Source organism: Labrys sp. KB_33_2 (assembly GCF_052114505.1).
Classification (GTDB): Bacteria; Pseudomonadota; Alphaproteobacteria; order Rhizobiales; family Labraceae; genus Labrys.
This window is the reverse complement of record NZ_JBFREW010000014.1, coordinates 169,985-189,513: the sequence shown is the minus strand read 5'-3', so window position 1 is coordinate 189,513 and position 19,529 is coordinate 169,985. Positions and strand designations below refer to the sequence as shown.

Genomic DNA, 19,529 nt, shown 5'->3' with positions numbered 1-19,529 from the left:
CCATATCAGCCCGGCGCTGGGGCCGCATCCGGAGGATTGCAGGTTCCGGCCCCTGTTCAAGACGAGATCGGGCCGGCGAGGCCCGCCGCCAGGGCGTCGATGGTGACGCGCAGGCGGGCTGAGAGCACGGCATCGGATGGCCAGACGATGTGCACCGGCAGGCCCGGGGCTTCGAAGGCGGCGAGGACGATTTCGAGCCGGCCGGCCGCGATCGCCTCGGCGGCCAGCCAATGCGGCAGCTGGGCCAGGCCGGTGCCGGCGCAGGCGGCGGCGAGGGCAGCCTGCATCTGGCCGACTCGCAGCCGGCCGCGCACCGGCAGCATCAGCCGCTTGCTTCCGTCCAGGAAGCGCCAGGGCAGGACGTGGTCGTCGGACAGGATGCCGATGCATTGGTGGCCGGCGAGGTCCCCGGGGTGGCCGGGGCGGCCATGCCTGTCGAGATAGGACGGGGCCGGCCGAGGTCACCACGCGCTGCGTTCCCAGGCGGCGGGCGGTCAGGCTGATCGTATCCGGCAATTCGCCGATGCGTACGGCAAGATCGACGCCATCCTCGATGAAGTCGACATGGCGGCTGGAAAACAAGGCCTCGATTTCCAGCATTTCGTGGCGCTGCAGCAGATCCAGCAGGATCGGCATCACACGGTCCCGGCCGAAGAGGGCCGGGAGGGCGATGCGCAGCCTGCCGACGGGCGCGTTGGCATGGCTGGCGAGGCTTGCTTCGGAGCGTGCCAGCTCGTCCAGCGCGCGCTGGCAGCTGTCGCGGAAGGACCGGCCGGCATCGGTGAGCGCCAATTTGCGTGTGGTGCGCTGGAACAGGCGTACCTGCAGGCGTTCCTCCAGCCTGGCGATGGCCTTGCCGACCGTGGATTTGGAGAGGCCGAGCTGGCTGGCCGCCATGCTGAAGCTTTCGGCTTCGGCCGCCTGCAGGAAGGCCCGGATGGCATGAAATCGCTCGCTCGAAACCATGCTGCCAATTTGGCGAAATAATTTCGCTAATCAATCGAAAAGAAGGAGCAATTCGAGATCGAGGTTCTGCCGTAGCCTGGGCCGGTTCATGATCGTTCGGAGAGGCTTGCCATGGCGCGCAACGGAGTATTGGAACAAGGCAGCCGCTCGCGCTGGATCGCCCTTGTCGGCATCAGCATCGCCAGCTTCGTGGGCTGCACCGATCTCACCATCGTCAACACCGCCATCCCCGAGATCCAGCGGGGCCTCGCCGCCTCGCTCGGACAGACGCAATGGGTCATCACCCTGTTCGTGATGGCGCTTTCGGCCTTCCTGGTACTCGGCGGCAGGCTGGCCGACCATTATGGCCGGCGGCGCGTGCTCTATGGCGGCATGCTGGTCTTTGCCCTCGCCTCGCTCGGGGCGGGCTTTGCCGGCTCGATCGGGGAACTCGTGCTGTTTCGCTTCATCCAGGGCGCCAGCACCTCGGTGCTCTACACCGCCTCGACGGCGATCGTCGCCGACATGTTCCCTGAGCATGAACGCGGCCGGGCTGTCGGCATCGTCTCGACCGGCGGCGGGGCGGGGCTGGCTCTCGGCCCGATCGCCGGCGGCATCCTGGTCGGGCTCCTGGACTGGCGCTGGGTCTTCTTCATCAACGTGCCCTTCCTGGTGCTGAGCTTCGTGCTCTGCCTGCCGCGCGTGCCGGAGTCGCGTGGAGCCGAGACAAATGAGGGCATCGACTGGTGGGGCGCGGGATTGCTGATCTCAGGCCTGTCCTGCCTGCTGCTGGCGCTCTCGCAGGGGCTCGACTGGGGCTGGACCTCGCCCGTCATCCTCGCGCTGTTGGCCGCCGCGGCTGCGATCCTGGCCGTCTTCGGCCTGGTCCAGCACCGCGGCGCGGCACCACTCCTGCCGCTCGGCCTCCTCGGCAATGGCCGTTTCCTGCTGGTGTGCCTCACCACCATCTGCCTCGGCTTTTTCTATGCCGCCGCCTTGTTCCTGATGCCGCTCTACCTTGCCGTCGCCGGCGGGCATGACAGTTTCATCACCGGCCTCCTGCTGCTGCCGGCGACGGCACTCGTCGCCCTGGTCTCCCCGAGCGTCGGCAGGCTGGCCGACAGCAGCGGCCCCATTCCCTTGCTCATCGCCGGTCTGGCGCTGCTGGCACTCTCCGCCGGGCTGCAGGCCCTGTTCTCGGTTGGCAGCGGGCTCGGCCTCGTCATCGCAGCCTTCGCCGCGATGGGGCTCGGCTGGGGGTGCATCCTCGGCCCCTCGACGGTCGCTGCGCTGTCATCCGTCGCGCCGCGGCTCGGCGGCACCGCCATCGGCGTCAGCTGGACGCTACATAATGTCGGCGGGGCGCTGGGCCTGGTGCTCGCCACCCTGGTCTATCGCCTGGCGGCGGAAAACGCGTTCGAGATTGCCGCCGGCAACTTGCCGGCTGCGGCGGCAGGCCTCGCCGACAGGGTGGTGAGCGAGCCGGACAGGGCGGCCGCCTTGCTGGCAGGCAGCGGCATCGACCCAGTTCGAGCGCAGGATCTCGCCGCCAGCCTGTTCGTCGCCGGCTATCGAGCCAGCATGATCCTGCTGCTCGCCGTCACGTCGGCCACCGTCATTGCCCTCGCTTGGGCCGCGCTGCGCTGGCGGAAAAACGCTACCGCGCAACCAGGTGCGACAGAGGGTGAGGCAGCCGTCCTGCAGGAATGTGTGAGGTCGTAAAAGATCAGCCCTTCGATGTCGCGGAGGCGCCATGTCCCTGCCGCATCCTCGTTCATGCCACCAGGCTGAGTACGTGGATTTGGGCAGCGGTACCGACGGCCAAGCGCTTGTTTATCGCGTCCCACGCAAGTGGCGGGACATTGTGACCGGAAACATCGATGCAGCCTGCCCAAGTACCGGTTGGAATCTCAGGCCAGCGTTCCACGACCTTGCCGGTGGATAGATGAACCAGCTTCGGATACTGGTGTAGGGCTAGGACATGCTCAGCATCAACGGCATGGAGCATGCCGGCCGTTTCGCTATAGGGAATGCTGCTTTCCCATGTCTTCGTGCTGATGCGGTAAACCGACAGTGTGCCAGGATGCGGGATGAGGTCAGGGTCACCTTCATCACCGAAATTTTCTGCGTTCGGATTGGCCGCCAACGCGATGTGGTCGTCATCGAGGAAGGTTGCAGATGCGAGTTCCGCTTCGGTGGGTAGTGTTGCGTCGAGGGAGTCGAGCAAGGCGGGATCGCCCAGTACGTCGGCAACTCCATAGATGCTGACGGCGTAAGCCGGATGCCACACCCAACCCGCGCTCATCAGTGTCGTTCCATTGGGGCTGATTACCAAGCCGGAGTGGAAAATATCAGCAAGTTCGCGTGTCGCGCTGGTCGTGAGGCGCTCGCCGGTTTCCAAGAGTTCGATTTCCAGTCGAGCATGATGCTGCGGACAATGTGCGATTGCCGGTTGCCCGTCAGGTAGATCGAAGAGGGCAATGGGATAGTCAAAGTCATCGGCAAGATTGAAGCTGCGATCAATTTCCCGGATGAATGCCCCTTTGCAAAGGACTATGCCCTTGGTGCCGCGCCGTTCATAGAGAACGGCGTAGTCGCTGCGAGGGGACTGGACCACGCTATCGAAACGATAGCCATACCTCACATGCCCCGAGGTCCTCGAACCGTCCAGACCGTATATGTCTGCTCCCCCTATCCAGTCCACCAGTTCATCGCCCTGCCAGGCCAGCGATTGGGCGCCCGAGATCGGAAGTTCGAGATAGTGAAAGGACGGCATGGGTCGTTCCGCTGCCTCAAGCCGCCGGCCGGAGCACGCCGGTCTGGCGGCCGGCGGTGGCGATGATGTCGAGCGCGGCCTCGATATCGGCGGCGCTGTGGGCGGCCGAGACGGAATAGCGCAGCACCACCTCGCCATTGGGTGTGGCCGGCGGGATCAGCATGTTGACATAGAGCCCAGTGCGCAACAGCGCGGTCCAGGTCTCCAACCCGGCCTTGATGCCCGGCATGCGCACGGCGCCGACCGGGCCAGACGGGGCCAGAGGCGGCAGGCCGAGGCCGGTCAGGCCGCGATGCAGGGCCTCCGCACGTTTGGTGACGGTGGCGCGGCGCTCGCTGTCGCCGGCGATGATCGAAAGCGCCTGCCTGGCGGCGGCGACCACCGGCGGCGGCAGGGAGGCGGTGTAGAGATAGCTGCGCGCGGCAAAGCGCAGGGCCCGGAAGGCCGGATCATTGGTGACGCAATAGCCGCCGACCACGCCGACGCTCTTGGAGAAGGTGCCGACGATCACGTCGACCTTGTCCTCCACGCCCTGCGCTTCGGCAACGCCGCGGCCCCTGGCGCCGTAGAGGCCGAGCGAATGGGCCTCGTCGACCAGGAGCACGGTGCCGGTTTCCGAGGTCACGGCGCTGATCGCTTCGAGGCCGGCGACATCGCCGAGCACGCTGTAGAGGCCCTCGACGATGACGAGCGTGCGGCTCGGCGCGATGTCGCTTGCCGCGATGACGCGTGCGAGATCGGCGGCGTCATTGTGCTTGAAGGTGAGGATTTTCGCGCCAGACAGCTTGCAGGCGTCGAAGATCGAGGCATGGCAATGGGCGTCGAGCACCACGGCATCGCCTTCACGCACCAGCCCACCGATGGCGCCGAGATTGGCCATGAAGCCGGTGGAAAACACCACGGCGTCACGCCGGCCGTAGAGTTCGGCAATCGCTTTTTCGAGCTCGATATGCAGGGCCTGGTTGCCGCTGGCGACGCGCGAGGCGGTCGAGCCGGTGCCGAAGCTCGCCAGCGCCGTACTGGCCGCCTCGATGCAGGAGGGATCGAAATTGAGGCCGAGATAGGAATTGGTGCCGAACATCAGGGTCTCGCGACCTTCGATCACCGCCCGGACCGGGCTCAACACCTTCTCGATCACCACGCTGAGCGGGGTGAGGGCGCCTCCGGTGGAGCGATCGAAAATATCGGCGAATCCCTGCGACCGTGCCTTGATGCCTGGCGGCCCTGCCATCGTCACTCCTTGTTCTCCAGAGCAAAATGCGTTTAGACGGAAACGCTCGTTTGCTCTAACTCCTTGTTTCGACGTGTCTTTGCGATTTGAAGTGATTCCGTCAAATCACTGAACACCTTGAGCAAGCCGCACAGCGGCGGAACGTTTGCCTGCTCCAACGCATTGTTTCGATGCGCTTTTGCAATCCATGCAAGACTGCTGAATCACAAACGCCAATCGTCCGGCGAGAGTTTCCACTGTCGCCGGCTTGTTTCGGTCATACCCTATTTTTTCGCCTCGTCCATCTTCTCGACTGGAGCGAATCCGTCGCTCGAAGGGAGTTATGCCTTGAAACGCCTGATCGTCAGCCATCGCACGACCTATCGCTATGCCGAACAGGTCAGCTTCGGCCCGCATCGCATGATGCTGCGCCCACGCGACAGCCATGAGATGAGGCTGATCTCGGCCACCCTTACCACCTCGCTGCCAGCCGATTTCGCCTGGAGTTACGATGTTTTCGGCAATGAGGTCTGCACGGGGGTCTTCACGGGACAGGCCAGCGAATTGTCGATCGAGAGCCACCTCGAGATCGAGCGCTTCGCCTCGGCTGCACCGACGGCCCATCTGACCGGCAGGGAAGCCCCCTTTCCCGTGACCTATTCGGCTGACGAGGCCATCGATCTCGGCGCCGCCATGCTCGCCTCCGCCGACGATTATCCCGATGAGCTCAGGCTCTGGATCGCCGGTGCCCCGAAGCGCCATCCGGGTGGCGCGCGCGACCTGCTGACCGGCCTGTGCCAGGAGATCCATGGCGAGTTCGGCTATGTCACCCGTTTCGAACAGTCGACCCAGGATCCCGCCTTCACTTTCGCCAGCCGGAGTGGAGCCTGTCGCGACTTCGCGGCTTTGTTCATCGCCGCCGCCCGCCTGCTCGGCTTCGGAGCGCGTTTCGTTTCCGGCTACCTGTTCGATCCTCCGGCCGAAATGGGTGCGCCCATCCTGCAGGGGGCGGGGGCAACCCATGCCTGGGCCGAAGTCTATCTGCCGGATATCGGCTGGATCGAGTTCGACCCCACCAATGGCCTGGTGGCATCCGATCGCCTGATTCGCATCGCCGCCGTGCGCGAGCCGCATCAGGCAGTGCCGATAGCGGGCTCCTTCATCGGCTCCCCCTCGGCCTTCATCGGGCTTTGGGTCGGCGTGGACGTCGAGGAGGTGGAAGAGGCGGGTGTGTCGCCGTAGGGGCGGTATCGTGCACAAAGATAACGGCACACCGAATTGGGCACGACAATCCTTCCCCGGTTTCGGGGAAGGTGTCGCTGCATGGCAGCGACGGAAGGGGGAGAGTGGCGTTGCGAGTGCTCTATCATGACCCATTAGCGCCATCCGACCCCATCCGCCCCATCCGCCTCCATCCGGCCCGGCTTTGCCGGCCCAGCTTCCCCGAAACCGGAAGGATTGTCGCGCTTCATTCGATAGCGGTATTTTCCTAGTTCAGCCCCGATTTCTTTCCGTGGCGGAGGTTTTTGAGCTAAAACGGGCACTATTATCTCCAGATCGGAAATAGTACATGGAACGGCTCGAATGCGACCGCATGTTCGTGGCAGTGCTGGAGGCCGGCAGCTTCTCTCGGGCGGCGGTCCGGCTCGGCACCAGTTCGGGCCAGGCCTCCAAGCTGGTGTCGCGGCTGGAGGCTGATCTCGGCGTGCAACTGCTCAAGCGCACCACGCGGGCTTTGTCGCCGACCGAGATCGGCCGCGCCTATTACGAACGCATCAAGATCGTCCTGGAAGAGTTCGATGCCCTCGACGCCTCCGTCCGTAGCGCCTCCAGCCTCGCGGCGGGGCGCATCAAGCTGTCGGTGCCCCTCAGTTTCGGCACCATGCATCTGGCGCCGGCCTTCGTCGCCTTCGCCAAACTCTATCCCGACATCCAGCTCGATGTCGGCTTCACCGATCGCGTGGTCAGCCTGGTCGACGAGGGCTTCGACATGGCTATTCGCATCGGCAATCCCAGCGATTCCAGCCTGATCGCCCGCAAGCTTTGCGAGACCCGCGTCGTGGCGGCCGCCTCGCCGGCCTATCTCGCCGAGCATGGCGAACCCCTCCATCCCAACGAGCTGGCGCGCCATGAATGCATCATCGATACAAATTTTCACGATCCGCTGACCTGGCAGTTCATGACTGACAAGGCCACCTTGCAGGTGGCGGTCAAGGGGCGGCTTCAGTTCTCGAACGGGGAGGCCAGCTTCAAAGCGGCCGAGGCCGGGCTTGGCGTCGCCTGCGGGCCGAGCTTCCTGGCCGGCGAGGCGTTGCGGGCCGGCCGGCTCAAGCCGCTGCTCCGCGCCTTCGAAGACAGGTCGCTCGGGGCGTATGCCCTCTATCCGCCCGGCCGCCATCTGGCGGCCAAGATCCGCGTCCTCGTCGATTTCCTGGCCGAGCGCTATCGCGGCAGACCGCCCTGGGAGCAGGGTTGGTCGTGATATAATTTCTGGAATGGAAGGAATATTCTATCCTTGGCGAGGATAATCTCTGCAATGGAAATGGTGCAGATTAAGGACAGCAAACCCTTTGCCTGGAGACAACCATGTCCGACACCCGCACCGCTCCCTATGCCGCCCTGCTGCTCCGCCTTGCGCTCGGCGTCCTGTTCCTGGCCCATGCCGGGCTCAAGATCTTCGTGTTCACGCCGGCTGGAACGGCCCAGTTCTTCGGCTCGCTCGGCCTGCCGCCGGCACTGGCCTATGTGACCATCGCCTGGGAGGTCATCGGGGCCCTTGCCCTCATCCTCGGCGTCTGGCCGCGACTGGCGGCCCTGGCCCTGATTCCGGTGCTGGCGGGCGCTATCGCCACAGTGCACGGCCCGGCCGGCTTCTTCTTCACCAATCCCAATGGCGGTTGGGAATTCCTGGCCTTGTGGATCGCCGGCCTTCTCGCGCTCGCCTTGATCGGCGACGGTGCCCTGGCATTGCGGCCAACGCCCTCGCGCGGCACCCCCCACTAGAACCGAGCCTTTCGAGCCAACCAGCCTTCGTCCGGAGGATATCATGTCAGCCAGTGACGCTCCCCTCAGCATCGGCACGGTCAGCCTGACCGTGCATGACCTCGATGCGGTCAGCGGTTTCTACGAACAGGCGATCGGCCTGCAGCCGGTGTCGTCGGAAGCTGGCCTGCGCCGGCTCGGAACCGGCGACACGGTGTTGCTGGAGCTGCGGCATGACCCGCAGGCCCGACGGCGTTCGACTCGGGAGGCCGGCCTGTTCCATACGGCCTTCCTGCTGCCCGGTCGGGCGGATCTCGGCCGCTGGCTCAGGCATGCCGTCGAAGCGCGGCTGCCGCTCCAGGGCGCTTCGGACCACCTGGTCAGCGAGGCGATCTATCTGGCCGATCCGGAGGGCAACGGCATCGAGGTCTATGCCGACCGTCCGCGTAGCGCCTGGACCATCGACGGCGGCACGGTGACGATGTCAACGGAGCGCCTCGATGTGCAGGACGTGATCGCCGAAGCCGGTACGACACGCTGGCAGGGCTACCCCGCCGGCGGCATCGTCGGCCATGTGCATCTCCAGGTCGGGGCCACCGAGCCGGCGGATGCCTTCTTCGGCGGTGTGCTCGGTTTCGATCTCACGGCTCGCTACCCCGGCGCCAGCTTCTTTGCGACAGGCGGCTATCATCATCATCTCGCAGCCAATATCTGGAACAGCCGCGGGGCGGGGCAGCGCGATTTTCCCTCGACGGGTCTGGCCGAAGTGAGGATGATCGCGGCCGATGCGGAGATCCTTGCCGCCGTGCGGAACCGAGTCCAGGCGGCCGGCGTTGCCACCAGGGAGAAGGCAGGCGGCTTCGCCTTGCACGACCCGTGGGGAACATCGTTCTCCATCGTCACCCGAAAAGGTTGAGCCATGCTGGTCAACGGAAAATGGAGCGCCGACTGGCATCCAGTACAGGCGACCGACAAGCAGGGCGGCTTCGTGCGTCAGGTCTCGAAATTCCGTAATTGGGTCACGCCCGACGGCCGCGCGGGACCGACTGGCGAGGCCGGCTTCAAGGCCGAGGCGGGGCGCTATCATCTCTATGTCGCACTGATCTGCCCCTGGGCCTCGCGCACCCTGATCGGACGCAGGCTCAAGGGCCTCGATGACGTCATCTCCGTCAGCGTGGTCGAACCGACCACAACCGAGCAGGGCTGGCGTTTCGGCAATTATCCCGGCGCCACGCCCGATACGGTCAATGGCGCGACCTATATGCACGAGGTCTACACCCGCGCCGATCCCACCTATACCGGCCGCGCCACGGTGCCGGTGCTGTGGGACAGGCAGCGCGGCACCATCGTCAACAACGAGTCCGCCGACATACTGCGCATGCTCAATGATGGTTTCGGCTCCCTTGCCCGCGGCGATATCGATCTCTACCCCAAGGATCTGCGTCCTGAGATCGACGCCCTGAACGAGGCCATCTATCCCAGCCTCAACAATGGCGTCTATCGGGCCGGTTTCGCCACCACGCAGGAAGCCTATGAAGCCGCCTTCCGCGAGATTTTCGCCATGCTCGACCGGCTGGAACAGCGCCTGGCGGCTGGCGGTCCCTTCCTGCTCGGCGCCGGCCTGACCGAAGCCGATATTCGCCTGTTCGTGACGCTGGTGCGCTTCGATGCCGCCTATCACGGCCTGTTCAAATGCAATCTCAGGCGGCTGGCCGATTATCCCGCGCTTTCGGCCTATCTCGCAGCCATGCTCGCCGTGCCGGGGATCCGCCAGACCGTCAGCATCGACCACATCAAGCGCGGCTATTATTCGATCCGCGCGCTCAATCCGGGCGGCATCGTGCCTGTCGGCCCCGATCTGCCGGGCCTGGATACCGCCGAGGCCAAGGCCGCATGACGAACAACCTGATCATCCTCCTGCACGGCGTCGGCAGCAATGGCGGCGATCTGATGCATCTGGGTGATATCTGGCGCGAGATGCTGCCGGGCGCCGTGCTGGCGGCGCCGGACGCACCCTTTGCCTTCGATGCCGGGGGGATGGGGCGGCAATGGTTCAGCGTCGCTGGCGTGACCGCGCAGAACCGCGGCGGCCGCATTGTCGCCGCCCGCACGGCCTTCGACGCGACCCTGCGGGATGTGATCGACAGGCATGGCTTTTCTCAAACGCCCGGGCGCGTGGCGCTGGCGGGCTTTTCGCAGGGTGGGATCATGGCGCTCGACGCGCTTGCCTCCGGCCGTTGGCCGCTGGCGGTCGTCGCCTTTTCCGCCAGGCTGGCGACGCCGGATCCCCTGGCGCCGGCGACGGGAAGCGCGGCTTTGCTCGTTCATGGCGAGGACGACAGGATCATTCCCGCGTGCGAAAGCGAGGCGGCTGCCGAGCGGCTCGACCGCGAGGGTGTCGAGACCGAACTCTTCATCGAGCCTGGCCTCGATCATACCATCTCGCCGGAAGGCGTCATGAAGGCGGCTGATTTCCTGGCCCGACGCTTCGGCACCCATGCATATGCGTGAGGCGGCAGTGCGACGGTACAGACCGTACTCGTTCACGCCAGCGGCAGTTCCACCACGAAACGGCTGCCGCCGCCCTCGCGGCTTTCGCAGCGCACCGATCCGCGGTGGCGCCCGGCAATCTGGCGCACCAGCGCCAGACCGAGCCCCCAGCCGCCCGAGATCTCGCTGCGGCCGGCGGGTCGATAGAACGGCTCGAACAGATGATCCCGCTCTTTCTCGGCAATGCCGGGGCCGCGGTCACACACCTCGATACGGGCCCGTCCTCTCTCGCTGGCGATGGTGATCTCCACCGGGGGCTTGCCATGCTTGCCGGCATTCTCCAGGAGGTTGCGCATCAGCCGCCGCAGCAGCGTGGCATCGCCGCGGATTTCCACCGGCTCGCCATCGGCGGCGGCGCCGGTACGGGCGGCTTCCTCGGCCGCCAGGCCCAGCAGGTCGACCGGCGCCCCTTCGAGCGGCGTGGCGGCGGCGTAGTCGAGGCGGCTGGCGAGCAGGATCTCCTCCACTAGCTGGTCGATCTCCTGCAGGTCCTTGTTGATTTCCTCGCGCACCGCCACGCTGGGCTTGTCGGCGCCGATCTCCACCGCCATGCGCAGCCTTGCCAGGGGCGAGCGCAATTCATGGCTGGCATTGGCAAGCAGGGCCTTCTGGGAATTGACCAGCGCCTCGATGCGGCTGGCGGCGCCATTGAAGCTGCGGGCCACCATGGCGACCTCGTCGGCTCCCTGTTCCGCCACGCGCCGGTTCAAGGCACCGCTGCCCCAGCTCTCGACGCCGGCACGCAGCGTTTCGAGCCGTCGGGTCAGCCGAGCCGTGGCCGGCCAGGCTGCGATGCCGACGCCGCCGGCGACCAGCAGGACCAGAAACAGGACACGCAGCCCCGGCTTCGGCGGCCTGGGCAATTGGGCGAGCACGGTGCGCCCACCCGGCAAATCGAGGCGGACGACATGGTCGAGCCAGCGCTGCGGAACATCGTCGTCTCCAGCCGGCAGGGCGATCGGAAAGCCGCGCGAGGCGATCAGCACGCGCTCCTTGCTGTAGACGGAGATCGAGGCGCCCATTTCCTCGCTGAGCTTGCGGATCTCGGTGGGCAGGTCCTCGGGCGTGCGTTCCTGGAAGCGCACCAGCTCGTCGGTGAGCCGGACGCGCAAAGCGCCCCAGCGCTCGCCCGCCGTATCGCCGGCCATGCGCCAGAGCGTACCGACCAGCAGCGCCAGCACGACGAGGCAGGCGAGCAGCGTGAGGTAGACCTGCCAGAACAGACGCTTGCGAAAGAATTTAGGCATGGGCGCACACGATATGATGGTCCCGAACGCGCTTTGCTCTGCCGTGCCGGTGTTCGCCGCTCCACCGGGCGATGGAACGTGGCCGGCAGTCCGCGACCGTTATGACCCTTATAGGCTGGTTTCTACTCAATCGGCGTCACTTAATCGGCATCCTGGCGCTTGGCGAAGACATAGCCGGCGCCGCGCACGGTGAGGATGCGGCGCGGATGCTTGGCATCGTCCTCGATCGCGGCGCGGATGCGGGAGATATGCACATCAATCGAACGGTCGAACACGTCGAGTTCCTCGCCCTTCACCAGATCCATCAGCCTTTCGCGGTTGAGCACCCTGCCGGCATTGTCGGCCAGCGCCAGGAGCAGATCGAATTGATGGCTAGTGAGGGCGCGTTCCTCGCCGTCGATGCGGGCGCTGCGCGAGCCGCGATCGATGGTGAGGCGCCCGAAGCGCAGGGTCTGGTTGTCGAGTTCGGCCGGTGCCGAGCGCCGGCGCAGTACGGCGCGCAGGCGGGCGAGCAATTCGCGCGGATTGAAGGGCTTGGGCAGATAGTCGTCGGCGCCGATCTCGAGCCCGACGATGCGATCGGTATCGTCGCCCCGGGCGGTCAGCATCACCACCGGGATGTTGGAGCGCATGCGCAGGCGGCGGCAGACCTCGAAGCCGTCGAAATCAGGCAGCATGATGTCGAGCACCACGGCATCGTAGCCGTCGCGCTCGATGGCGCCGAGCCCTTCCGCGCCCGAGGGCCTGTGATCGACGTCGAAACCCGCGGCCGCCAGATAATCGCCCAGCATGGCGGCGAGCCGGGTGTCGTCGTCGATAATCAGGATACGTTCCACGGCCACTGCCCGCTCCGGGATAGAGAAAATCCGTTCGGCCGCTCCCGGACGTGTCGCAGTCATGGATTGGAACCCAATTCATGACTGCGACACGTCCGAGCGAGCGGCCGTTATTTTGCGTCGATCCTAAAGCGTTTTGCGATTGGATGGAATGACCACGAATCGCAAAAGCGCGTCGAAACAAGGAGTTAGGTAAAGCGGCGTTTGGCGCCAAGCGCGCTTTGCTCCAGGAGGCGCCTCAATTGTCGCCGTTGTCGCCGCCTTTGCCGTCATCAGCCGGCCGTTCGGGCCGGCCCTGTCCGTCATGGTGTTCGCGATGGCCACCCATCATCGGGCCGCGCGGGCTCCACAAATCGGCCCGTTCGGCGAGTTTGGCCCGCTGCTCCGGCGTCAGCACGTCGGCGGTGGCGAGGACGGCTTCAACGAAGCGCTTGGACTTGGCGTCGGTCCGGGCCACGAAATCGCTGCGCAATTTCTCGATCGCCGCCTTGTCGATGGTGGGCGCCCGCAACAGGTCGATCGCCTGCTTGCGGAAGGCCGCCCTGTCTTCGGGTTTGGGCGCCAGGTCGGTATAGGCCGCGGCGACGATGTCGTGCACCTTGGCCTCCTGCTCGGAGGTCGCGGCCACGGAATCGAGCGACATCCGCACGAAATTCTGGATGCGCTCCAGGCGGGGGCCGTGATGCCAGCCACCACCACCCATCACCGCGGCGGCAGCCAATCCGCCAGCGCCGAGGGCGATGCCGGCTGCCATGGCGCCGCCGAGAACCAGCACGCGCGGCCAGCGGCGTGCGGGAACGGGAGCATTCGGGCTTTCACTCATGTCAGTCTCCATCAAGGGCAGTGCCGGGAGACACTGCAAGAGCAGCGCCAGGGGGCACCGCAAGGGCAATGCCGGGGCACTGCGGGATGATGAAGCCTAGCGACCGGAGGTTTCGCGCCGTCCGGGCGTTTGTAAAGTTAGATGAAGCGGATAAGGAAAATCCGCGCCCGTGGAGACGGAGCGCGGATCGGTCATTGCGTCTTGTCGAAATGGGGGCCTGAAGGCCGGTCTTCAGAAGGTGACCACCGAGCGGATCGACTTGCCTTCATGCATCAGGTCGAAGGCCGTGTTGATCTCGTCGAGCGGCATGGTGTGGGTGATCAGGCTGTCGATCTCGATCTTGCCCTCCATGTACCAGTCGACGATCTTCGGCACGTCGGTGCGGCCGCGCGCGCCGCCGAAAGCGGTGCCCTTCCACACGCGTCCGGTGACGAGCTGGAACGGACGGGTGGAGATCTCCTGGCCCGAGGCGGCCACGCCGATGATGATCGATTCGCCCCAGCCGCGATGGCAGCATTCCAGCGCCTGGCGCATGGTCACCGGCAGGCCGATGCATTCGAAGGAGAAGTCGGCGCCGCCGCCGGTGAGGTCGACGATGGCCTGCACCACCTTGTCACTGCCGACTTCGGCTGGATTGACGTAATGGGTCATACCGAACTTCTTGGCCATCTCGACCTTGGCCGGGTTGAGATCGACGCCGATGATCTTGTCGGCGCCGACCATGCGGGCGCCCTGGATCACGTTGAGGCCGATGCCGCCGAGGCCGAACACCACGACATTGGCGCCCGGCCAGACCTTGCCCGTATTGATCACCGCGCCGATGCCGGTGGTGACGCCGCAGCCGATGTAGCAGATCTTGTCGAAGGGGGCGTCCTCGCGCACCTTGGCGAGGGCGATTTCCGGCAGTACCGTGAAGTTCGAGAAGGTCGAGCAGCCCATATAGTGGAAGACCTCGCCGCCGTCGCAGGCGAAACGGCTGGAGCCGTCGGGCATCACGCCCTTGCCCTGGGTGGTGCGGATGGCGGTGCACAGGTTGGAACGCTGCGACAGGCAGGTTTTGCACTGGCGGCATTCGGGCGTGTAGAGCGGGATGACGTGGTCGCCCGGCTTCAGGCTGGTGACGCCGGCGCCGACTTCGCGCACGATGCCTGCGCCTTCATGGCCGAGGATGGCCGGGAACAGGCCTTCCGGATCGGCGCCCGACAAGGTGTAGGCATCGGTATGGCACACGCCCGTGGCCATGATCTCGACCAGCACCTCGCCCGCCTTGGGGCCGCCGATCTCGATGGTCTCGACCGTCAGAGGCGCTCCCGCCTTCCATGCCACAGCCGCTCTCGTCTTCATGATTCACTCCCCAAAGCGTTTTTCGATCTGCCGGGATCGGCAAGAATCGCAAAGACGCGTCGAACCAAAGAACTGAAGTAAATGAGCGTTCATGCTTGAACGCGCTTTGCTCCAGGATTCGCCAAGGGCTAGCCGGATGCGGGTGGAAGCGCAAGCGCCGCCGGGAGCATGCGGACCCGGCCGGCGCTTAGAAGTTTCTTATGAGAGGGAAGGGGCGTGCCAGATCAGCGCGGGGCGCGCTTGGCCAGGATGCGCTGCAAGGTGCGCCGGTGCATGGCGAGGCGCCGCGCCGTCTCCGAAACGTTGCGGCCGCACAGTTCGTAGACGCGCTGAATGTGTTCCCAGCGCACCCTGTCGGCAGACATCGGGTTCTCCGGCAATTCCGGCTTGTGGCTGGGATCGGCCATCAACGCCGCATGGATGTCGTCGGCATCGGCTGGTTTTGCGATATAGTCGAAGGCACCCAGTTTCACCGCGGTAACGGCGGTGGCGATGTTGCCGTAGCCGGTGAGGATGATGCCGCGCGCATCGGGCCGCTTGACCTTCAGGCGCGAAATCACGTCGAGGCCGGAGCCGTCGGTGAGCTTCATGTCGATCACGGCGAAGGCGGGCGGCGAGCCCTCCACCTGCGCCAGTCCCTCGGCGACCGTGTCGGCCGTGGTGACGGTGTAGCCCCTGGCTTCCATGGCTCGGCCCAAACGTTGCAGGAACGCCTTGTCGTCATCGACGAGAAGAAGCGAACGATCGGGAAATTCGGGGGCAACCATAATGCAGACTCACCTAATCCTTGTTCGAGCGAAGGGGCTCCGTTTCGCGTGAAGGGAATGCGTCTCGCCAATTCAGCGCGAGCCTCCTGCTCCCTCCAGGGCCTGAGGTCAGGCTCTTTGGATCGAAGACCCGATCGCCTCCTTTGGCGCGACAGTTCGCCACAGTGGGGACTATAGCGGCAAAGTGAAGAAATTTCACTGGCGACAGCCCGCTATCGTTTATTCGGTTATGCGGCGATTGCAATCCCCAGAGATTATTATGGATCATGGCCGGGGGAGCGGCGCGAGCGCCTGGGGCGAGCGAAAAGAACTCGATCGCCGGAGCTTGCGGGACGCCGATGAGAGCGGCCTGTCTGCCGGCCCCACGTCCTCGCCGCACCGTGGCGAGATGAAGACTGGCAGTCCGCCGTGTCGTTTCGCGGACCAAGACGCAAGTGCCGCCAATCCTCGCTGTTGCCATCCGGCTGATCTCGACCTTCGCCAGGGGTTCCTCACGGCTCGATGAGCAAAGTGCAGGACCATAGTAGCGCAAATTTTCATTAAGTCTTTGTTTCGATGCACTTTCTTGAACGAAAGGTCATACAAATAATTTGGAGAATGCAGTGGCATAGGATCATTGGACAAAGCTTGTCCAGGTCTAAACGTGGTCTTGCAAGATTTAGCCGGGGCGCCGGTCGCTGCGCATTTCGGGTCCCGGTGTGGAACTCAAGCCTCAGCGTTCGAAGGTATCTCGCGGCCATTCCAGCTTGACGATGGCGCCGCTTTCCGGCCAGGGGCGGTTCGCCAGGGCGATCGCTGCGCCGGAACGTTCCAGCAGGGTCTTGGCGATAAAAAAGCCGAGGCCGAGGCCGCCGCCCGGTTGGCCTGGCAGGCGCGGACGGCGCTGGGTGACATAGGGATCGCCGAGGCGGCCCATGATTTCGGAAGGAAAGCCGGGACCATCGTCGCCGACGATGAGAGTCACCGTCTTGGCGTCCCAGCTCGCCGTGACGCTCACCCTGGATTTGGCGAAGTCCACCGCGTTCTCGACGATATTGCCGAGGCCATAGAGCATGCCAGGATTGCGCGGGGCCGAGGGGGCGTCCTCCTCCTGGCCCTGGAACTCGGCGGAGATCGCGATGCCGAAATCGCGATGCGGTGCGGAAACTTCCTCGATCAGCAGCGGCAGGGGCAGGCGGGCGAAGGGGGTGCCGCCATCGTCGCCCAGCGAGGCGAGCTTGCCCAGAATCTCGCGGCAGCGCTCGACCTGGCTGCGCAGCAGGCGAATATCGTCGGCGAAATCGCCTTCCGGCGGCGCGGCAACCTCGAGTTCCTTGGCCACCAGCGCGATGGTGGCGAGCGGCGTACCCAATTCATGCGCGGCGGCGGCGGCCATGCCGTCGAGCTGGGACAAATGCTGTTCGCGCGCCAGCACCAGCTCGGTGGCGGCGAGCGCGTTGGAGAGCAGGCGGGCCTCTTCGGCCACCCGCCAGGCATAGACGCCGATGAAGGCCAGGCCCAGCAGCACCGAGAACCACATGCCGATGACATAGAGCATCGGCATGTCGAACGCCTGGCCCTCGAACCAGGGCAGCGGCAGATGCCAGGCCGTGAGCAGGGAGGCGCAGCCGATGGCCAGCAGTCCCAGCGCGAGGGTCATCAGAGGCGGCAGCGAGGTCGCCGAGATCATCACCGGGGCGAGGAAGAGGAAGGAGAAGGGGTTTTGCAGGCCGCCGGTGAGGAAGAGCAGTGCCGCAAGCTGCACGATATCGAAACCGAGCAGGGTCGCGGCACGGGCCGGATCGACGCGTTCGGTCGCCGGGTAGCGCAGCCGCAAGGCGAGATTGACCAGAATGGAGACGCCGATCAGCGGCAGGCAGGCCTGCAGCGGCACGGGAAAGCCGAGGCCGTAGCGCACGCCCAGAACGGCGACCAACTGGCCGGCGATCGCCATCCAGCGCAAGCGAATCAGGGTTTCCAGGCGCAGCGTATCGAGGCCGAGGCCGTCATGCGGCAATACAGAGGCGGTCATCATTCTCCTGTTCCGCCACGCTCGCGATCGCGCCGGCGGTATTCAGACCTTAGCGCCCAAAGCGGGGTAGCCCAAAGCGGATTGTCTCTGCCTGGATTGTATCGGCCGGAAAGGCGTCGTAGGGCTGGCGCCGGACGGGAAGCAGGCAGGATGCGGGGGCTTGATGAGGACCGAGGACAGCGTGGCACTCGAGACCTGGCGCGCCTGGCATCCCGCCGAACTGGCCCGGCGGATAGGGGGCGTGCCCAAGCCCTGGTGCGTGGTGGGAGGCTGGGCGCTCGACCTCTGGCATGGGCATCAGACCCGCGATCACGAGGATCTCGAATTCACCGTCCTGCGTGGCGATCTTGCCTTGTTCCGGAATACCCTGGCGGGCATGCGCTTCTATACGGCAGGCGATGGGATCGTCGAACATCTGCCGGATGACCAGGAGCCGCCGGACGGCATTTTCCAGATCTGGTGCCGGGACGAGGCGGCGCAATGCTGGCGCGTGGACATGATGCTCGAGCCGGGAACCCCGCATATCTGGGTCTATAAGAGAGATCCTGGCATCACCAGGCCGCGGGCCGAGATGATCGGCATGACGGACGATGGCCTGCCCTATCTCAAGCCGGCCGCCGTCCTGCTGTTCAAGGCCAAATATCAGCGCGACAAGGACGAGGCCGATTTCCGCAACGCCCTGCCGAAGCTGGAGGCTGCGGAGCGCCAATGGCTCAAGGCCTGCTTGGAAGCTACCCATCCCGGCCATGACTGGCTGCGATCGCTGTGATCCCCCGAGCCGGGCGCGGTGATGGTTGAACGCTTGTTTGTTGTTTCGGTGCGTCTTTGCGATCCCGGTGATTCCGACCACTCGCAAAGGCTTTGGCAATGGGGATCCAGGGCAGGATCGCATAGTACCCCATGGAAAGCGTCGGCAGCTCTATACAGTCCCGGCCTGCCGCGCTAAGGAAAACCCGATACGTCCATTCTTGAAGGTTTCTAGCAAATGGCGCCAGTCAGCGATCGCTTGGTCACGGTTTTCGGTGGATCGGGATTTGTGGGCCGCAATCTCGTGCGCTCGCTCGCTAAGCGCGGTTTCCGCGTGCGGGTGGCTGTGCGCCGTCCGGATCTCGCCCAATATCTGATGACGGCTGGTGCCGTCGGCCAGATCCACGGCGTCCAGGCGAATCTGCGCTATCCCGCATCGATCGCCGCCGCCGTCGAGGGCGCGGAGGCGGTGGTCAACCTCGTCGGCGTCATGCATGAGCGCGGCGCCAACAGTTTCGATGCCGTGCAGGCTTTCGGCCCCGGTGCCATCGCTCGCGCCGCCAAGGCCGCCGGCGTGCAGCGCTTTGTGCATGTCTCGGCCCTCGGCCTGCATGCGGGCTCCGACTCAGTCTATGCCAAGACCAAGCTGAAGGGCGAGGAAGCTGCCCGCGCTGCCTTCGAAGACACCATCATCCTGCGTCCCTCGGTGATGTTCGGACCGGATGACGATTTCTTCAACAAGTTCGCCGGGCTGGCGCGGATGTCGCCCGTGCTGCCATTGATCGGCGGCGGCGAGACCAAGTTCCAACCGGTTTTCGTCGGCGATGTTGCAGAGGTGCTGGCACGTGGTGCCGAAGGCGCCCTCAAGCCCGGCGCGACCTATGAACTCGGTGGCCAGGAAGTGCTGACCCTGCGCCAGATCTTCGAATATGTGCTCAAGACGGCCAATCGCAAACGCCTGCTTGTGCCGATGCCCTTCGCCATCGCCAATGTGCAGGCGACCCTGTTCGAGCTGGCGCGGACTTTGTCGCTCGGCCTGTTCACCCCGCCTTTGACGCGCGATCAGGTCACGTTGCTGCGCCACGACAATATCGTGTCCAAGGAGGCCAGGAAGGACGGCCTGACGCTGGAGGGGCTGGGTATCCAGCCGGCGACGGTGGAAGCGATCGTGCCGAGCTATCTGTGGCGCTTCCGCAAGTCCGGCCAGTTCGAGAACAAGGTGGCCTGACGGCCGGCGACGGCGATCTGAACAAGAAAAGGGCCGGTCTCTATGGAGACCGGCCCTTTTTGC

17 protein-coding genes and 2 pseudogenes are annotated in these 19,529 nt (G+C 65.1%); 9 read left to right on the top strand and 10 right to left on the bottom strand.

Annotated features, from left to right (window positions below):
• Positions 1–56: 56 nt before the first annotated feature.
• Both AB4037_RS24440 and AB4037_RS24435 read right to left on the bottom strand, forming a co-directional pair.
• A pseudogene (locus AB4037_RS24440) lies at positions 57–437 on the bottom strand (LysR substrate-binding domain-containing protein); the annotation flags it as partial.
• Between the two features lie 73 nt (positions 438–510).
• Positions 511–897, bottom strand: a pseudogene (locus tag AB4037_RS24435) (LysR family transcriptional regulator); the annotation flags it as partial.
• A 180-nt stretch (positions 898–1,077) separates the two neighbouring features.
• Here AB4037_RS24435 and AB4037_RS24430 point away from each other — a divergent pair.
• Positions 1,078–2,667, top strand: coding sequence for a DHA2 family efflux MFS transporter permease subunit (locus AB4037_RS24430; RefSeq protein ID WP_441773262.1), 1,590 nt, complete (start codon positions 1,078–1,080; stop codon positions 2,665–2,667).
• Between the two features lie 52 nt (positions 2,668–2,719).
• Here AB4037_RS24430 and AB4037_RS24425 read toward each other — a convergent pair whose 3' ends face one another.
• Together AB4037_RS24425 and AB4037_RS24420 are read right to left on the bottom strand one after the other, a co-directional pair.
• On the bottom strand, positions 2,720–3,721 hold the full coding sequence (locus AB4037_RS24425; RefSeq protein WP_441773261.1) for a hypothetical protein: 1,002 nt from the start codon (positions 3,719–3,721) through the stop codon (positions 2,720–2,722).
• A 16-nt stretch (positions 3,722–3,737) separates the two neighbouring features.
• The gene (locus AB4037_RS24420) at positions 3,738–4,952 is read right to left on the bottom strand and encodes an aminotransferase class I/II-fold pyridoxal phosphate-dependent enzyme (RefSeq protein WP_441773260.1); all 1,215 of its coding nucleotides are present in this window, start codon (positions 4,950–4,952) and stop codon (positions 3,738–3,740) included.
• A gap of 327 nt (positions 4,953–5,279) precedes the next feature.
• On the opposite strand from AB4037_RS24420, the gene AB4037_RS24415 reads away from it, so the two are divergent.
• The 6 genes from AB4037_RS24415 to AB4037_RS24390 all read left to right on the top strand — a co-directional run bounded on the left by AB4037_RS24415 (position 5,280) and on the right by AB4037_RS24390 (position 10,424).
• Positions 5,280–6,173 carry a transglutaminase family protein gene (locus AB4037_RS24415; RefSeq protein ID WP_441773259.1) on the top strand — a complete coding sequence of 298 codons (894 nt, stop codon included), beginning with the start codon at positions 5,280–5,282 and terminating at the stop codon, positions 6,171–6,173.
• Between the two features lie 328 nt (positions 6,174–6,501).
• On the top strand, positions 6,502–7,413 hold the full coding sequence (locus AB4037_RS24410) for a LysR family transcriptional regulator (protein WP_434958277.1): 912 nt from the start codon (positions 6,502–6,504) through the stop codon (positions 7,411–7,413).
• Between the two features lie 104 nt (positions 7,414–7,517).
• A complete protein-coding gene (locus AB4037_RS24405) occupies positions 7,518–7,934 on the top strand; it encodes a DoxX family protein (RefSeq protein ID WP_434958276.1) in 417 nt (138 codons plus the stop codon).
• A 43-nt stretch (positions 7,935–7,977) separates the two neighbouring features.
• The gene (locus tag AB4037_RS24400) at positions 7,978–8,829 is read left to right on the top strand and encodes a VOC family protein (RefSeq protein WP_434958275.1); all 852 of its coding nucleotides are present in this window, start codon (positions 7,978–7,980) and stop codon (positions 8,827–8,829) included.
• A 3-nt stretch (positions 8,830–8,832) separates the two neighbouring features.
• A complete protein-coding gene (locus AB4037_RS24395) occupies positions 8,833–9,810 on the top strand; it encodes a glutathione S-transferase family protein (protein WP_434958274.1) in 978 nt (325 codons plus the stop codon).
• Positions 9,807–10,424, top strand: coding sequence for an alpha/beta hydrolase (locus AB4037_RS24390; RefSeq protein WP_434958273.1), 618 nt, complete (start codon positions 9,807–9,809; stop codon positions 10,422–10,424). The genes AB4037_RS24395 and AB4037_RS24390 overlap by 4 nt, the downstream gene beginning before the upstream one ends.
• Positions 10,425–10,456: 32 nt before the next feature.
• Here AB4037_RS24390 and AB4037_RS24385 read toward each other — a convergent pair whose 3' ends face one another.
• The 6 genes from AB4037_RS24385 to AB4037_RS24360 all read right to left on the bottom strand — a co-directional run bounded on the left by AB4037_RS24385 (position 10,457) and on the right by AB4037_RS24360 (position 17,494).
• Entirely contained in the window at positions 10,457–11,710 is a 1,254-nt protein-coding gene (locus AB4037_RS24385; protein ID WP_434958272.1) for a sensor histidine kinase, read from the bottom strand.
• A 140-nt stretch (positions 11,711–11,850) separates the two neighbouring features.
• Positions 11,851–12,552 carry a response regulator gene (locus AB4037_RS24380; RefSeq protein ID WP_434958271.1) on the bottom strand — a complete coding sequence of 234 codons (702 nt, stop codon included), beginning with the start codon at positions 12,550–12,552 and terminating at the stop codon, positions 11,851–11,853.
• A gap of 232 nt (positions 12,553–12,784) precedes the next feature.
• Entirely contained in the window at positions 12,785–13,369 is a 585-nt protein-coding gene (locus tag AB4037_RS24375) for a Spy/CpxP family protein refolding chaperone (RefSeq protein ID WP_434958270.1), read from the bottom strand.
• Between the two features lie 231 nt (positions 13,370–13,600).
• Entirely contained in the window at positions 13,601–14,713 is a 1,113-nt protein-coding gene (locus AB4037_RS24370; RefSeq protein ID WP_434958269.1) for an S-(hydroxymethyl)glutathione dehydrogenase/class III alcohol dehydrogenase, read from the bottom strand.
• A 224-nt stretch (positions 14,714–14,937) separates the two neighbouring features.
• Entirely contained in the window at positions 14,938–15,480 is a 543-nt protein-coding gene (locus tag AB4037_RS24365) for an ActR/PrrA/RegA family redox response regulator transcription factor (protein WP_068290777.1), read from the bottom strand.
• Positions 15,481–16,192: 712 nt separating this feature from the next.
• Positions 16,193–17,494: an ActS/PrrB/RegB family redox-sensitive histidine kinase gene (locus AB4037_RS24360; RefSeq protein WP_434958268.1), complete on the bottom strand. Its 1,302-nt coding sequence runs from the start codon at positions 17,492–17,494 to the stop codon at positions 16,193–16,195.
• 160 nt (positions 17,495–17,654) lie between these two features.
• Between AB4037_RS24360 and AB4037_RS24355 the strand changes: the two genes are divergently transcribed.
• Together AB4037_RS24355 and AB4037_RS24350 are read left to right on the top strand one after the other, a co-directional pair.
• Complete coding sequence (locus tag AB4037_RS24355; protein WP_441773282.1) at positions 17,655–18,260, top strand: nucleotidyltransferase domain-containing protein; 606 nt, start codon at positions 17,655–17,657, stop codon at positions 18,258–18,260.
• A 216-nt stretch (positions 18,261–18,476) separates the two neighbouring features.
• On the top strand, positions 18,477–19,466 hold the full coding sequence (locus tag AB4037_RS24350) for a complex I NDUFA9 subunit family protein (RefSeq protein WP_441773258.1): 990 nt from the start codon (positions 18,477–18,479) through the stop codon (positions 19,464–19,466).
• Positions 19,467–19,529: the final 63 nt, after the last annotated feature.